Annotated in this window: 10 protein-coding genes; 6 read left to right on the forward strand and 4 right to left on the reverse strand. The window is 45.4% G+C overall.

Annotation, left to right across the window (positions count from 1 at the left end; translation table 11 throughout):
* Nucleotides 1-117 precede the first annotated feature (117 nt).
* Both F6K63_RS25390 and F6K63_RS25395 read right to left on the reverse strand, forming a co-directional pair.
* Nucleotides 118-252: a hypothetical protein gene (locus tag F6K63_RS25390; RefSeq protein ID WP_287256807.1), complete on the reverse strand. Its 135-nt coding sequence runs from the start codon at nt 250-252 to the stop codon at nt 118-120.
* 74 nt (nt 253-326) lie between these two features.
* Complete coding sequence (locus tag F6K63_RS25395; protein WP_071986789.1) at nt 327-554, reverse strand: hypothetical protein; 228 nt, start codon at nt 552-554, stop codon at nt 327-329.
* 574 nt (nt 555-1,128) lie between these two features.
* Between F6K63_RS25395 and F6K63_RS25400 the strand changes: the two genes are divergently transcribed.
* The 5 genes from F6K63_RS25400 to F6K63_RS25420 all read left to right on the forward strand — a co-directional run bounded on the left by F6K63_RS25400 (nt 1,129) and on the right by F6K63_RS25420 (nt 10,165).
* A complete protein-coding gene (locus F6K63_RS25400; protein ID WP_008179134.1) occupies nt 1,129-2,403 on the forward strand; it encodes an alkaline phosphatase family protein in 1,275 nt (424 codons plus the stop codon).
* Nucleotides 2,404-3,057: 654 nt separating this feature from the next.
* Nucleotides 3,058-4,299, forward strand: a complete 1,242-nt coding sequence (locus F6K63_RS25405) for a tetratricopeptide repeat protein (protein ID WP_008179133.1) — start codon at nt 3,058-3,060, stop codon at nt 4,297-4,299.
* Nucleotides 4,299-5,390, forward strand: a complete 1,092-nt coding sequence (locus tag F6K63_RS25410) for a tetratricopeptide repeat protein (protein WP_287313427.1) — start codon at nt 4,299-4,301, stop codon at nt 5,388-5,390. The genes F6K63_RS25405 and F6K63_RS25410 overlap by 1 nt, the downstream gene beginning before the upstream one ends.
* A 6-nt stretch (nt 5,391-5,396) precedes the next feature.
* Complete coding sequence (locus tag F6K63_RS25415; protein ID WP_287313428.1) at nt 5,397-8,885, forward strand: CHAT domain-containing tetratricopeptide repeat protein; 3,489 nt, start codon at nt 5,397-5,399, stop codon at nt 8,883-8,885.
* Nucleotides 8,886-9,574: 689 nt separating this feature from the next.
* Nucleotides 9,575-10,165: a transglutaminase-like domain-containing protein gene (locus F6K63_RS25420; RefSeq protein WP_287313429.1), complete on the forward strand. Its 591-nt coding sequence runs from the start codon at nt 9,575-9,577 to the stop codon at nt 10,163-10,165.
* 483 nt (nt 10,166-10,648) lie between these two features.
* Here F6K63_RS25420 and F6K63_RS25425 read toward each other — a convergent pair whose 3' ends face one another.
* Together F6K63_RS25425 and F6K63_RS25430 are read right to left on the reverse strand one after the other, a co-directional pair.
* Entirely contained in the window at nt 10,649-11,110 is a 462-nt protein-coding gene (locus tag F6K63_RS25425; protein ID WP_008179123.1) for a GNAT family N-acetyltransferase, read from the reverse strand.
* Nucleotides 11,111-11,285: 175 nt separating this feature from the next.
* Nucleotides 11,286-12,206: a class I SAM-dependent methyltransferase gene (locus tag F6K63_RS25430; RefSeq protein WP_008179121.1), complete on the reverse strand. Its 921-nt coding sequence runs from the start codon at nt 12,204-12,206 to the stop codon at nt 11,286-11,288.
* 489 nt (nt 12,207-12,695) lie between these two features.
* On the opposite strand from F6K63_RS25430, the gene F6K63_RS25435 reads away from it, so the two are divergent.
* On the forward strand, nt 12,696-13,931 hold the full coding sequence (locus tag F6K63_RS25435) for an LL-diaminopimelate aminotransferase (protein WP_008179118.1): 1,236 nt from the start codon (nt 12,696-12,698) through the stop codon (nt 13,929-13,931).
* Nucleotides 13,932-14,114 lie beyond the last annotated feature (183 nt).

The raw sequence follows: 14,114 nt of genomic DNA on the forward strand, positions 1-14,114 counted from the left end.
TATAACCTTTAACCTTTAACCTCCTAACCTTCAACCTCCTAACCTTCAACCTCCTAACCTTCACCCTTCAACCTTCAACAAAATAACCTTCAACCTTCAACCTTCAACCTTCAACCTTCAACCTCCTAACCCCAAAAAAATAGCCGCAGAAATACTATCCACGGCTAGAAAATTCACCTTGTCTTGATGCAGTCGCTCATGGGGGAAACCCCCAAGACCGCGCTGCATCGCTATGTCATTCAGTTTTTTCACCTATCCAGACATGATCCTATCTGATTAGACCCGATGGTTTTGCCGGGGGGAAAACCCCCCAGGAATTTAAGGTTTTACGGGATAATCAAGTACTTGACGGTAATTGTGATGAACTCTCCCGGAATGCCCGTTGGCTGAAGAGGAGTCCAGTCGGAAATTTCCGTGTAACGAAGTACATACAGGGTATGCATCGTATTAAGTATGGCCTTGCGGGACCCCTTTAAAATATGCTGAACAGGGATTTTTTTTGGGGAAGACTCGTCAGGATTATTATCTGAGTTAGGCGGTAATTTTGAAGGCATAAGGTGAACCTCTTGCTTTTTATTTATATTTATAATCGTAATGATTATATATGTTTTTGTCAAGAGTTTTGGAAAAGTTTTTTTTGGTTGAGGGAACAGGAAACAGAGAACATAAAAAAAAATTACTGTATATTATAAGAGGTTGTCTGAAAAGTATGATTTGCTAGATCAAAGCCCCCTCCCCCAATTTTGGGGGACTTATACCAGCAAATTGATTCTTGTTCCCCCCAGAATTGGGGGGCTAGGGGGGCAAAATTCAGTATCAAAAAACTTTTCAGATATCCTCTAAGAGGTAACAGGTAACCTGTAACAGGGAACAGGGAAAAAATACTATATACCTCATTAGGCGATAAACCGCTATAAATAGGATTTTTTTTAAATAAATTTGATATTTTTTTTTTGGTGTGTTAAATTTAAAGTAGTTTAAATAATCGATTAATAAATCCTATAGAATAGCGTTTCCATATAGTAATGAACTAAACAGGATTTTTCCCCGATTCCCGATTCCCGATTCCCGACTCCCGATTCCCTGTTCCCTGTTCCCGATTCCCGATTCCCTGTTCCCTTGCTATCTATGATTAACTCTGACTCCTTAAAAGCTATTGAAAACGCTAGACTAAATGACAACATTGGTAAGCCCCTTTATGACTCCTATTGTTTCTCCCAGATTCCCCAGATGATCTATCATCTGCTCACGGGTCAAGGAAACATGGGATTACCTAGGAGTGTATTAGGAGAATTACCGGAACGCTATGATAAGGTTATTCTGATTTTTGTTGATGCTTTCGGGTGGCGCTTTTTTCAGGACTATGTTGAACAATCGGAATTTTTGAAGCGGTTTGTAGTGGAAGGTGTCGCTTCTAAATTGACTACCCAGTTTCCTTCTACAACTGCTGCTCATGTGACTACTATTCACTCAGGGCTTCCGGTTGGTGAGAGTGGTGTCTTCCATTGGTTTTACTATGAGCCGCTGTTGGATGATATTATTGCTCCGTTGATGTTTTCGTTTGCGGGTGATAAGCAACGGGGAACCTTGCAAACAACTGGCATTTCTGAGCAAAGCCTTTTCCCTACCCAAACTCTCTATCAAAAATTGCAACAGTATGGTGTTAAATCTTATTGTTTTCAACACTACAATTATGCTTACTCTCCCTTTTCACGAGTGGTGTGTGATGGGGCAAGTATTGTTCCCTACAAAACTATTCCTGAAGCATTAGTTAACCTGACTGAAGCCGCGATCGCTGAATCCGATAAGAGCTACTTTTTCCTGTATTTGGATACTGTTGATGGCATCGCTCATAAATACGGTCCTGGCTCCCTGCAGTTCCAGGCTGAAGTTAGCACACTTTTGCTAACTATGGAGCGACTTTTATATCAGCAGGTAGCTGGTAAGCTGAAGAATACATTATTACTAATTACGGCTGATCATGGACAAATAGAGATTTCACCAGAGACTACTATTTATTTGAATCAGCTTAATCCTTCCATTGAGCAGTTTATTAAACGGAATGCCCAAGGTAAACTGTTGGTGCCAGCAGGATCATGTCGGGATATGGTGTTGTATATTCAGGAAGACCATTTGGATAAAGTCTATGATTTGCTGACGGAGCAGTTGGCAGATCGAGCAACAGTGTATCGCACTACAACATTACTTGAGCAAGGCTATTTCGGTACAGGTGAAATATCGCCACTATTGCTGAATCGGTTAGGCAATTTAGTGATTTTACCGAATAAGTATGAAACGGTTTGGTGGTATGAAGAAGACCGGTTTGAACAACACAAGTTGGGCGGTCATGGGGGATTGTCAAGGGAAGAGATGGAAACGATTTTGTTGGCTATTGATTGCTAAAAGTTGGTTGTTCGCGTAGCGTGGCCGAAAGGCCAAGGTTGAAGAGGGTTGAAGGTTGAAGGTTGAAGGGTTAAGAGGGTTGAAGGGTTAAGAGGGTTGAAGGGTTAAGAGGGTTGAAGGTTGTTAGGAGATGGGGAGAGCTTGTAGGGTGGGCAAAAACCGTTGGCTTCAAATGAGTATTAATGATTAGATTACTTTGCCCACCCTACTTTAATTGGTATTTTTTGTTCACTACTTCTAAAGTTGAAGCTTGTAGGGTGGGCAAAAACCGTTTGCTTCACATCAGTATTAATGATTAGATTACTTTGCCCACCCTACTTTAATTGGGATTTTTTTTATGATAGCTGATAGCTAATAGCTGATATAGCACTACGCATTCAAATTAGGACATTGTCTTGATGCAGTCGCTCCTAAACTCTGAAACTTAGTCATAGCTTACTTCTGACTTCTAACTTCTGACTTCTGACTTGCGCGTAGCGCTATAACTGAACCACTACTCCCTAGGGTCTACTCCTTACGGCCTATTTCCTAAGAGCTATAGCATTTTTAATACTTATGAGTTATGCAAGAGTTTTTTCCTAATTGCTCCAAATAGATAAAAAAAGATCTAAACTACAAAAGAATCATCTGTGCTATTGAGTTGTCAAATTATAGATGACTACTTCTGAGCTAGAAACTGCCCTTAATTGCTATCAAGAAGCACTCTCTAACCTAAAAGAGTCTCAATCTCCTCAAGTAAAGGAAGTGCTAGAGATTTTCAATGCCAGGGATGCTGTGCAGGCTGCTTGGAGTCAGTGTAATCACGTATCTACAACGGATCAACAGCAACTGGTTGAGTTGGACGCTCTGCTGAAGAGCAAAGCAGAGCAGATTACCAAAGTCATCGACTTAGCTGAATACCGAAACAGTTTTCAGCCTCCCGCCGCTGCGTGGTGGTGGCGATTGGAAACAGAAGCACCACCTCATCCCTGGGACCGCTGGGATTGGTTGTGGAAAGGGCTGACGGTGGGCAGTTGGACGGTGAATCTGAGTTTGTTGGTGGATATTGTGCCCCGATTTCTGAGTGCTGGCACCGGAGTTGCGGGAGTGGCAGTGGTGGCGTTTCCGAGTATCTTAACCCTATTGCAAGCCAGAAGCGAACTGACCCAGGCCGGAAAACAAGGGTTTGAAAAATTACTGAACAGGCTGCGTATTCCCAAGCATTACCATGAAGAAGCCAAATTCGCTTCCACATTGTTGCTGTGTGCGGTTCTAGCCCTATTATTCTCTAACAAGCCAGCTTTTTCCGATTGGTACAATCGCCAGGGAGTCAAGAAATATAATCAGGGGCAATTGGCTGGTGCTGAAGCCGATTATCTTCAGGCTTTGGCTCTCGATCCAGATAATGTCAACGCTCACTATAATCTAGGGTCCCTCTACGAAGACCTGCAACAGTTCGATAAAGCCAAGAGTCAATATCAATTTGCTGTTAAGGGGAATTTGATTAAGGCCGAGAACAATTTGGCTCGCTTGTGGATATTGGAGAATAAACCAGAATTGGCTACACCTCTGCTGTGGAAAAGTTTACAGGAGACGGAAAATCAGCCCTTGAGGATCAGATACAACTTGATGAAAAATTTCGGTTGGGCATTGTTGCAACAGCAGCAACTAGACCAAGCAGAGTCCATTCTAACTGGAGCGATCGCTTTAGCCACTACACCAGAGGGATTGGAACAAATCACAACTCGCGGCTCAGCCCACTGTTTGTTGGCTCAGGTCTATGAACAGCAAACGCGCAATAGCGAAGCCCTTGAACAATGGCAAACGTGTTCTGAGCTAGGTTCAATTGTTAATCCTGATCAACCGAAATGGTTAGTTTTAGCTTACAAAGCGTTAAAGAAGGCAGGTAAACTCTAATGCAATGGAAAAAATGGAAACTCTTGATTGGCTTGCTCCTGGGGCTGAGCTTGGTAGTCAGCTTAGCTAGACCAGCTCGTCCGATCGGAAATGGTTTAAATCTAGTTGTGGCCCTTCGTCCACAAGGTCAGGTGAAAATGAAGCGTTCCACTTGGCAGGATTATCAGCCAGCCTTTATTGGTGCGCCATTGGCGGCTAAGGATCACCTCTTACTGGCCAGCAATACCTTTGCTAAAGTCCTGTGCCAGAACTTAATGCCGTGGGAACCCGAGGGTGGCAGAGACTATATCGTTTCTGAAGGCTGTGCTCCTACCTCAAAACCAAAGCTATCTCAATCCGACCAGGATACAGTGATTGAAAGAGCAGCCAATAATCCAGAGATTCCTTATATTCTTAGACCTCGGGATAGTTCTGTGCTTAATCAGCAACCGCTCTTGGGCTGGCATCAGGTTGAGGGGGCGAGCACTTACCAAGTGACAGTGATAGGTCCAGGGGTGAAGTGGACTCAGGAAACCAGTGCAACGGAGATAGTTTACTCAGGCAAGCAGTCCCTACAACCAGGTGCTCGTTATTGGCTGATTGTCAAGACTGACCAAGGCAAAAGTTCTAAACAGGAAGGGAGTTTCGGGTTTACCATCCTCGGTCAGGAAAAAGCCCAGGAGGTATCAGCAGCAGCAGAGGAAATTAAGCAAAAGCAGTTGAGTAAGCCAGCAGAAGCACTAGCCTTGGCTCATTTGTACCGCAGCAATGACTTAAACGCTGAAGCCATTAACCTGCTGGAAACAGCTTTGGCTGATGGACTTGAGTCGATCCGGGTTTATCAACTTCTGGGGGACATTTACCAACAGGTGGGATTAAATCGCCTAGCTAGGGAGGGTTACCGGCAAGCCCTAGAACTGGCTAAGGCAGCGGGAGATTTAGATACTCAAGCTCAAGTGCTTGGGGGACTGGCAGTGACCAGTGGGATTATCGGCCAGAAGAATGAAGCGATCGCGTGGCTAGAGCAAGGGAAACAGGTTTATCAAACCTTGGGAGATCAGGTCAGGGCAGGTCAACTGGAACAACAAATGGTTAAGATTTTAGGGGGCTAATCGTTCATGAAGCCAAAAATCCTAATCAACCCAGGGCTGATGGCGGCTACCCTAGTCGGTGTGATGGGGATCAGAGCAGTTCCCCTGCCACCATGGGGACAGATGAGTATAGCCCAAGCCCAAGAAAGCTCACCATCAACTGAGCTAACCGAATCTGTAATTAAAAGAAAACTAGCAGAAGCATCTCGACTTAATCAACAACTGTTGGAGCTTTACCAACAAGGAAAGTACTCAGAAGCTATCCCCCTAGGGGAAAAAGCATTAGAGATTCGGCAACAAGTCCTAGGAGAGGAACACCCGGATGTGGCCACCAGCCTCAACAATCTGGCTTTATTGTACTCTCGCCAGGGCAGGTACCAACAGGCCGAACCCCTCTTCCAGCAAGCCTTAGACCTTAGGAAACGCTTGCTAGGAGACCAACACCCCCATGTGGCCACCAGCCTCAACAACCTGGCTTTCCTGTACTATAGCCAGGGCAGGTACCAAGAAGCGGAACCCCTCTACCAGCAAGCCTTAGACCTTAGGAAACGCTTGCTAGGAGAGGAACACCTCGATGTGGCACAAAGCCTCAACAACCTGGCTTTACTGTACTCTCACCAGGGCAGGTACCAAGAAGCCGAACCCCTGTTCCAGCAAGCCTTAGACCTTAGGAAACGCTTGCTAGGAGACCAACACCCCGATGTGGCCTCCAGCCTCAACAACCTGGCAGCACTGTACGAGAGCCAGGGCAGGTACAAAAAAGCCGAACCCCTCTACCAGCAAGCCTTACAGCTATACAAACGCTTGCTAGGAGAGGAACACCCCGATGTGGCCATCAGCCTCAACAACCTGGCTTTACTGTACTCTCACCAGGGCAGGTACCAAGAAGCCGAACCCCTCTACCAGCAAGCCTTAGACCTTAGGAAACGCTTGCTAGGAGACCAACACCCCGATGTGGCACAAAGCCTCAACAACCTGGCAGCACTGTACTCAAGCCAGGGCAGGTACCAAGAGGCGGAACCCCTTTACCAGCAAGCCTTACAGCTATACAAACGGTTGCTAGGAGACCAACACCCCGATGTGGCCTCCAGCCTCAACAACCTGGCAGCACTGTACTCAAGCCAGGGCAGGTACCAAGAGGCCGAACCCCTCTTCCAGCAATCCTTAGACCTTAGGAAACGCTTACTAGGAGAGGAACACCCCGATGTGGCCTCCAGCCTCAACCACCTGGCAGTACTGTACTCTGACCAGGGCAGGTACCAAGAGGCCGAACCCCTCTTCCAGCAAGCCTTAGAACTGCATAAACGCTTGCTAGGAGAGCAACACCCCGATGTGGCCTCCAGCCTTAACAACCTGGCGCAACTGTACTATAGCCAGGGCAGGTACCAACAGGCCGAACCCCTCTTCCAGCAAGCCTTAGACCTTAAGAAACGCTTGCTAGGAGAGCAACACCCCGATGTGGCCTCCAGCCTCAACAACCTGGCTTTCCTGTACTCAAGCCAGGGCAGGTACCAACAGGTCGAACCCCTCTTGCAGCAAGCCTTAGACCTTAGGAAACGCTTGCTAGGAGAGCAACACCCCGATGTGGCCACCAGCCTCAACAACCTGGCTTTCCTGTACTCAAGCCAGGGCAGGTACCAACAGGCCGAACCCCTCTACCAGCAAGCCTTAGACCTTAGGAAACGCTTGCTAGGAGAGCAACACCCCGATGTGGCCACCAGCCTCAACAACCTGGCAGCACTGTATCATGCTCAAAGTAATATCACCCCTGCCCTTGAGCTGTTCGAGCAAGGATTGGAGGTAGAAGAACGGAACCTTAACTCTAATTTGGTTGCTGGTCCTGAGCCTCAAAAGCAAAAGTACCTTGATACTGTCACTAGTAGCACATACCGAGTGATTTCTTTGCACCTCAACGCAGCTGCCAACAATCCCAGAGCAGCCCGTCTGGCCTTGACTACTGTCCTGCGGCGAAAAGGTCGCGTTCTTGATTTCATCACCAATAGCCAGCAAATCCTGCGTCAACAGTTAGACCCTAAAAGCCAGAGGTTACTGGATGACCTCAACGCTACCCGCACTCAACTAGCAAACTTGTTCTACAGCCAAGGCTTAGACCCTAAAAGCCCAAGGTTACTCGATGACCTCAATTCTAACCCCACTCAACAAGCCAATCTGACCTACAACCGACCCCCAAATCTACCTCTTAAATACTATCAACAGAGGGTTAAGTCTCTCTCTGAACAAGCCCACCAATTAGAGGATCAAATTAGCCGTCGCAGCCCTGACTTTCGCACAGCTAACCAAAGTGTGACTATCGAAGCCATTCAAAAGCTGATTCCAGCTAATACGGCCTTAGTGGAATTGGTCAAGTATCAACCTTTTAATCCTAAAGCGGAAAAAGGTAAACGTTGGGGTTCCCCTCGCTACGCCGCCTACGTACTTCATGGCCAAGGAGACCCCCAAGGCATTGACTTAGGGGAGCTTGAGTCGATTGAATCAGACTTGGAGCTGTTTCGCCTCTCTCTTCAAGACAAAGGCACAGGCACAGCTCAGTTGAAGCAAGCCGCACGGCAAGTGGATCAGAGGTTGATGGAGCCTGTGCGCAAACTGTTAGGGTCCACTCGATATATCTTACTTTCCCCAGAAGGAGAGCTCAACCTGATTCCCTTTGAAGCCCTGGTGGATCAGCAACAGCGGTATTTGGTGGAAAACTATCGCTTTAGTTACCTTACCTCTGGCAGGGACTTACTGAGATTATCCCAGGAATCTGCTAGTAAAACTCCTCCGGTGTTGTTGGGGAATCCTGACTTTGACCGTTCTGCTGGTGAATTAATTGCTAATCAAAATCATAGCAATCTCCCCAGTGCCCACCTTACCCGTTCCATTGACCTCTCAAAGCTGGACTTTTCACCATTACCAGGCACTGCTGAGGAAGTAAAAGAAATCGCTGACATGCTGGGAGTAGACCCTCTACTGGGGGCTAAGGCCACTGAGTCAGCGGTCAAACAAATCAATAGTCCCAGGATACTGCATATTGCTACCCACGGTTTCTTTGAGAGCGCTCCCAATCAAGAACAGTCCACCGTCTATGACAATCCCATGCTGTTGTCCGGACTAGTGCTAGCAGGATTTAAGCAGAAGCGAACTGGTGCAGAGAATGGAGTACTCACTGCCTTGGAAGCCGTAGGACTTAAGTTGTCTGGCACGGAGTTGGTGGTGTTATCCGCTTGCGATACCGGTTCCGGACGGATTAGTTCAGGAGAGGGCATCTATGGCTTGCGTCGGGCTTTTGTAATTGCTGGTTCACAAACTCAGCTGATCAGTTTGCGCAAGGTAGAGGATGAAGCCACCAAAGAGCTGATGCTGGCTTACTATCAGCGCTTGCTAGACGATAACATGGGGCGCACCGAGGCTCTGCGGCAGACCCAACTGGACATGTTGAAAGACGAGAGGTATCAGCATCCTTATTATTGGGCGAGTTTCATTGTTTCGGGGAATTGGGAACCGATGAAGAATTGAGAATGAAGAATTTAGAATTTAGAATTTAGAATGAAGAATTTAGAATGAAGAATTAAGAATGGAGAATGAAGAATTAAGAATTTAGAATGAAGAATTAAGAATTAAGAGGATATCTGAAAAGTTTTTTTATACTGAATTTTGCCCCCCTAGGGCGTGTTTTCAAAGTTTTCCGCAAGATTATGATCCCCCCCAGCCCCCCTTAAAAAAGGGGGGAGCCATACTCAAAGTCCCCCTTTTTTAAGGGGGACCAACGGGGGATCTCCGAGGCAAGAAAACACGCCCTAGCCCCCCAAGCGAGGGATTGCTCGCTTGGGGGGAACAAGAATCAATTTGCTGCTAAAAGTCCCCCGAGCGAGGGATTGCTCGCTCGGGGGATTTAGGGGGCTTAGATGTAGCAAATGAGACTTCTCAGACAACCTCTAAGAATTTAGGTTGTAGGGTGGGCAAAAAACCTTGGTTTAGAATGAGTATTAATGATTATAGCGTTAATTGCATGTATGAGGTACAATAATTAACCTCAAAGTCCCCCTTTTTAAGGGGGATTTAGGGGGATCCATTTGTACCTCATGAGTCCTATAAACGCTATAGATTAGTTTGCCCACCCTACTTTAATTAGGATTTTTTTCACTCCCGACTCCCGATTCCCGATTCCCGACTCCTGATTCCCGACTCCCGACTCCCTTTTTAACATGGAGAATACACAAGACTATCTACAAACCACTGCAATCATCGATTGGCAACATCCTAGCGTTCTGGAACTGGCGAAGACAATAGCTATAGAGCATGAAACATCGAATGCTTACGCAAAAGCCTGTTTTGAGTGGGTTCGAGATCACATTCGCCATAGCGTTGACTATAAAATGAACCCTGTCACCTGTCGTGCGTCGGATGTACTTAAGCATAAAACCGGTTATTGTTACGCAAAAAGCCATTTGTTAGCTGCTTTATTACGAGCGAATGGAATTCCAGCAGGCTTTTGTTATCAGCGATTAAGTATTAATGACGACGGTGAGCCTTACAGTTTGCATGGTTTGAATGCCGTTTACTTAGCTGAATTCGGTTGGTATCGAATTGATCCCAGAGGAAACCGTGAGGGAATTAATGCTCAATTCAATCCCCCAAAGGAGCAATTAGCCTTCACCATTCGATTTCCTGGAGAAGCTGACTTTCCTAACATTTTTTCTGAACCACTTCCTATAGTTATCGAAGCATTACAGGCTGGCAATACTTGGGATGAAATGCTTGGTAGTCTGCCAGATGTTTTGTTGGAGGAATGGTAATAATGAAGAATGAAGAATTTAGAATTTAGAATGAAGAATGAAGAATGAAGAATTTAGAATGAAGAATGAAGAATTTAGAATGAAGAATTTAGAATGAAGAATTTAGAATGAAGAATTTAGAATGAAGAATGAAGAATGAAGAATGAAGAATTTAGTGCGTACCCGTAACGCACCACTAGGTTGAAAGCCCCTAACAGGTGGTAAGCACTATAAGTGTGGCAAGGGTGGGTAGAGGAGAAAAATAAGCGATCGCATACTTTGTAATTTTGCGATCGCTACTGTTCAACAAAACAACAAATTTGTCTACTATTTTAGCAATCGGAAAGCCTAAGCTATCAGCTTATGCGCTACGCGCACGCTACTTGAGGTGCTTTCAGCTATCAACTAATGGGCTATGGGCAAGCTACACCGAACAGCTTTTGAATAAAATAAGCTGACCGCTGACTACTGACCGCTGACCGCTGACCGCTGACTGCTGACTGCTTACATGACCTTTTCCATCCTAAACCGTTCAAACCCTACCCCCCTAAGCAATACAGTCTCCGGTTCAATGATAGTAAATCCCTGTTTGATAAAGAAATACTTAGAAATTATGCTAGCTTCAGTATAGAGACAACTAACCCCTTGCTTTAACGCTTCATCTTCTAATTGTTGGTAAATGGCTGTAGCATATCCCTGTCGAGAGTAGTCTTTTGCTGTAAACAGTAAATCAATGTGATTAGCGGGATTTAATTGACCAAAAGCCGCCACCTTATTGCCATCAACTGCAACAAGTGTTATTCCCATACTCAGCCGTTTCGTAAACTGGTCGATATCCTTAGGATAGGATGACCAAATCTCTATTTGTTTACGATCATAAGCCTGTGATGCTATCTCCATGATAGCATTTTTGTAGACATCAATCACAGCTTTGGCATCTGATACTTGGTAGTTACGAATTAACATCTTGTTCAGAGGTTACTCTTGCCTCTTGCCTTTTGCCTTAGTGGTGCGTTACGGTGCGGACTATCTCAACGCTGGCTACAAGGTTCAAGATGAGGGCAAGTCCGCCCCTAACGCACCCTACTGGACTTGCCTCTTGCCTCTTGCCTCTTGCCTACTCCCTACTCCCGATTCCCTTTCAATTCATCTTATAGCGAGCAGTCCACAGTATTTTCCTGAAAAATGGAATATCTTTGAAAACTCTCAGCAAACCAAGTTTCTTTTCTGGTTCATCAAGATAAAACCAATCATCAAGGAATTCAAGCCCTGGATTCCAAGCCTCCAAGTCTTTACTGTCTTTAATACCAAACTTGAAAGTGGCATCTTTTCCCAAATGCAAATCCTGTTGTAATTTTCTGTTGATGATTGCTCGCAGGGGCGGCTTTAACCAAGCAGCCTTGACAAATTCAGCAATAAGTTCACAGCCTGGAAAAGTTGATTGCAGTTTCAATACTAATGATTTTACTTCCTCTTCTTGAAGGTACATAAACACGCCTTCTGCCATAAATAAAACTGAATCAGCCTTCAACTCTCTGATTAGTTCCATCCATTCATAATTAAATACCGAAGACGGAATAAAGCGATAGCGGTCAGTTTCTGGCAACAGTTTCCGTTTAACTGCTATCACCTCTGGGAAATCAAGGTCATAGAATATCACCTTACCGTTATCGATCCGGTGGAAACGAGTATCCAATCCACAACCAATATTAACAACAATTCTGTTCTTGATGCAGTCGCTCATGGGGGAAACCCCCAAGACCGCGCTGCATCGCTTATGCGATCGCTCCAGGAAATTTCTGGTATAATCATCATAGCGTTTGGCGCGCATAGCAATATGAACCACCAATTTTTTTTCTACCTTGCCCTTAGCTAAGCTATGATAAAGCTTGTTATCTGATTGGGATAATTCAGGAGTTAATTTGTCAGTAATTTCAACAGCTAATGGATCATATAAAATTGGGTCTTTTGACTGGCTTTCTAGGGCATGGCAATATAAAGTCAGTAGGGATGTAGCTGCTACATCACCGATTTGAGTGTTGAGTAATTTCGGAATTTCCATATCAGCTATCAGCTATCAGCTATCAGCTATCAGTTATCAGTTATCAGTTATCAGCTATCAGCTATCAGCCATAAGCTATAGCGTTTATTGCATTTATGAGGTACGCTTTTGAGCCTCAAAGTCCCCCTTTATAAGGGGGATTTAGGGGGATCCCTTTGTACCTGATGGGAGAGAGAATTGCTATATCAGCCAAAGGCCAACGACTGACCGCTGACACCTGTTCCCATAGCGCATATGCTTACAAAAAACTTGTATAGCACTACGCATTCAGATTAAGACATTTGTAAACTCCGAAACTTAGTCATAGCTTACTTCTGACTTCTGACTTCTGACTTGCGGACTTGCGCGTAGGGCTATACTATCATGTCGGAATAATTACCCTTCATAAAAATCTCCCCATCTCCCCATCTCCCTATCTCCCCAGCCTAATTATAGGTATTCCACCAGACTTGATATAAGCTATTTTGAAGGCGTTTATAGCAATCTACTATGGCAACCATTAACGATAACTACCTCAAACTCAAAGCTGGCTACCTATTTCCCGAAATTGCGCGACGGGTCAATACTTTCGCAGAAGCCAATCCTGATGCTAAGCTAATCAAGCTGGGGATTGGTGATGTTACCGAACCACTACCAGCAGCCTGCCGCACCGCTATAATCAAAGCTGTTGAAGAAATGGGCGATCGCGCCACCTTCAAAGGTTATGGTCCCGAGCAAGGCTACCCTTGGTTAAGGGAAAAAATTGCTACCCACGATTTTCAAAGCCGGGGGTGTGAGATTGAGGCTGGGGAAATTTTCATCTCCGATGGCTCCAAGTGCGACACCGGTAACATTCTCGACATCTTTGGGAAAGATAACAAGATTGCCGTTACTGACCCAGTTTATCCTGTATATGTAGACACCAACGTCATGGCTGGTCATACGGGGGATGCTGATGATAGCGGTAAATATGAGGGTTTGGTTTATCTACCGATTACCGCCGAGAACAACTTCACCGCAGAGATTCCCTCCGAGAAGGTTGATTTAATTTACCTATGCTTCCCCAATAACCCTACCGGAGCAACCGCTAGCAAAGACTACCTCAAAACTTGGGTAGACTATGCCAAAGCAAATGGTTCGGTCATTTTCTTTGATGCAGCCTACGAAGCCTTTATTACTAATCCAGACCTACCCCACTCCATCTACGAGATTGAGGGAGCAAGGGATTGTGCCATTGAATTCCGCTCTTTTTCCAAGAATGCGGGCTTTACCGGCACCCGCTGTGCATTAACAGTAGTACCCAAGACCCTAACAGCCAAAGCATCCGATGGTTCAGATGTGGAACTGTGGCCACTTTGGAACCGCCGCCATTGTACTAAGTTTAATGGGGTTTCCTATATTGTACAACGAGGCGCTGAAGCCGTTTATTCTGAAGAAGGCCAAGGGCAAGTTAAAGCACTAGTTAACTTCTATCTGGAAAATGCCAAAATTATTTGCGACCAACTAACAGCTGCTGGATTAACAGTATATGGTGGTGTAAATGCCCCTTACGTTTGGGTCAAAACACCTAATGGTCTATCCAGTTGGGACTTCTTTGATAAATTACTCAACACAGCCAATGTAGTCGGAACCCCTGGTTCTGGATTTGGTGCTGCCGGGGAAGGTTATTTCCGCATTTCCGCATTTAATAGTCGGGAAAATGTAGACGAAGCGATGCAGCGGATTACCGATAAATTCAAAGTGTAGTTTTAGGGTAAAGGTAAGCATTCAGCTATCAGCTATCAGCTTTCAGCTATCAGGTTTCAGCTATCAGCTATCAGCTATCAGCTATCAGCTATCAGCTATCAGCTATCAGCTATCAGCTATCAGCTATCAGCTATCAGCTATCAGCTATCAGCTATCAGCTATCAGCTATCAGCTATCAGCTAT

This window comes from Moorena sp. SIO1G6, assembly GCF_010672795.1.
In the GTDB taxonomy this organism is placed as follows: Bacteria; Cyanobacteriota; Cyanobacteriia; order Cyanobacteriales; family Coleofasciculaceae; genus Moorena; species Moorena producens.

Bases quoted from the DNA above. Each gene is read 5' to 3' on its own strand.
- F6K63_RS25395 (WP_071986789.1), bottom strand. From the start codon at position 554: ATGCCTTCAAAATTACCGCCTAACTCAGATAATAATCCTGACGAGTCT.
- F6K63_RS25400 (WP_008179134.1), top strand. From the start codon at position 1,129: ATGATTAACTCTGACTCCTTAAAAGCTATTGAAAACGCTAGACTAAAT.
- F6K63_RS25405 (WP_008179133.1), top strand. From the start codon at position 3,058: ATGACTACTTCTGAGCTAGAAACTGCCCTTAATTGCTATCAAGAAGCA.
- F6K63_RS25410 (WP_287313427.1), top strand. From the start codon at position 4,299: ATGCAATGGAAAAAATGGAAACTCTTGATTGGCTTGCTCCTGGGGCTG.
- F6K63_RS25415 (WP_287313428.1), top strand. From the start codon at position 5,397: ATGAAGCCAAAAATCCTAATCAACCCAGGGCTGATGGCGGCTACCCTA.
- F6K63_RS25420 (WP_287313429.1), top strand. From the start codon at position 9,575: ATGGAGAATACACAAGACTATCTACAAACCACTGCAATCATCGATTGG.
- F6K63_RS25425 (WP_008179123.1), bottom strand. From the start codon at position 11,110: ATGTTAATTCGTAACTACCAAGTATCAGATGCCAAAGCTGTGATTGAT.
- F6K63_RS25430 (WP_008179121.1), bottom strand. From the start codon at position 12,206: ATGGAAATTCCGAAATTACTCAACACTCAAATCGGTGATGTAGCAGCT.
- F6K63_RS25435 (WP_008179118.1), top strand. From the start codon at position 12,696: ATGGCAACCATTAACGATAACTACCTCAAACTCAAAGCTGGCTACCTA.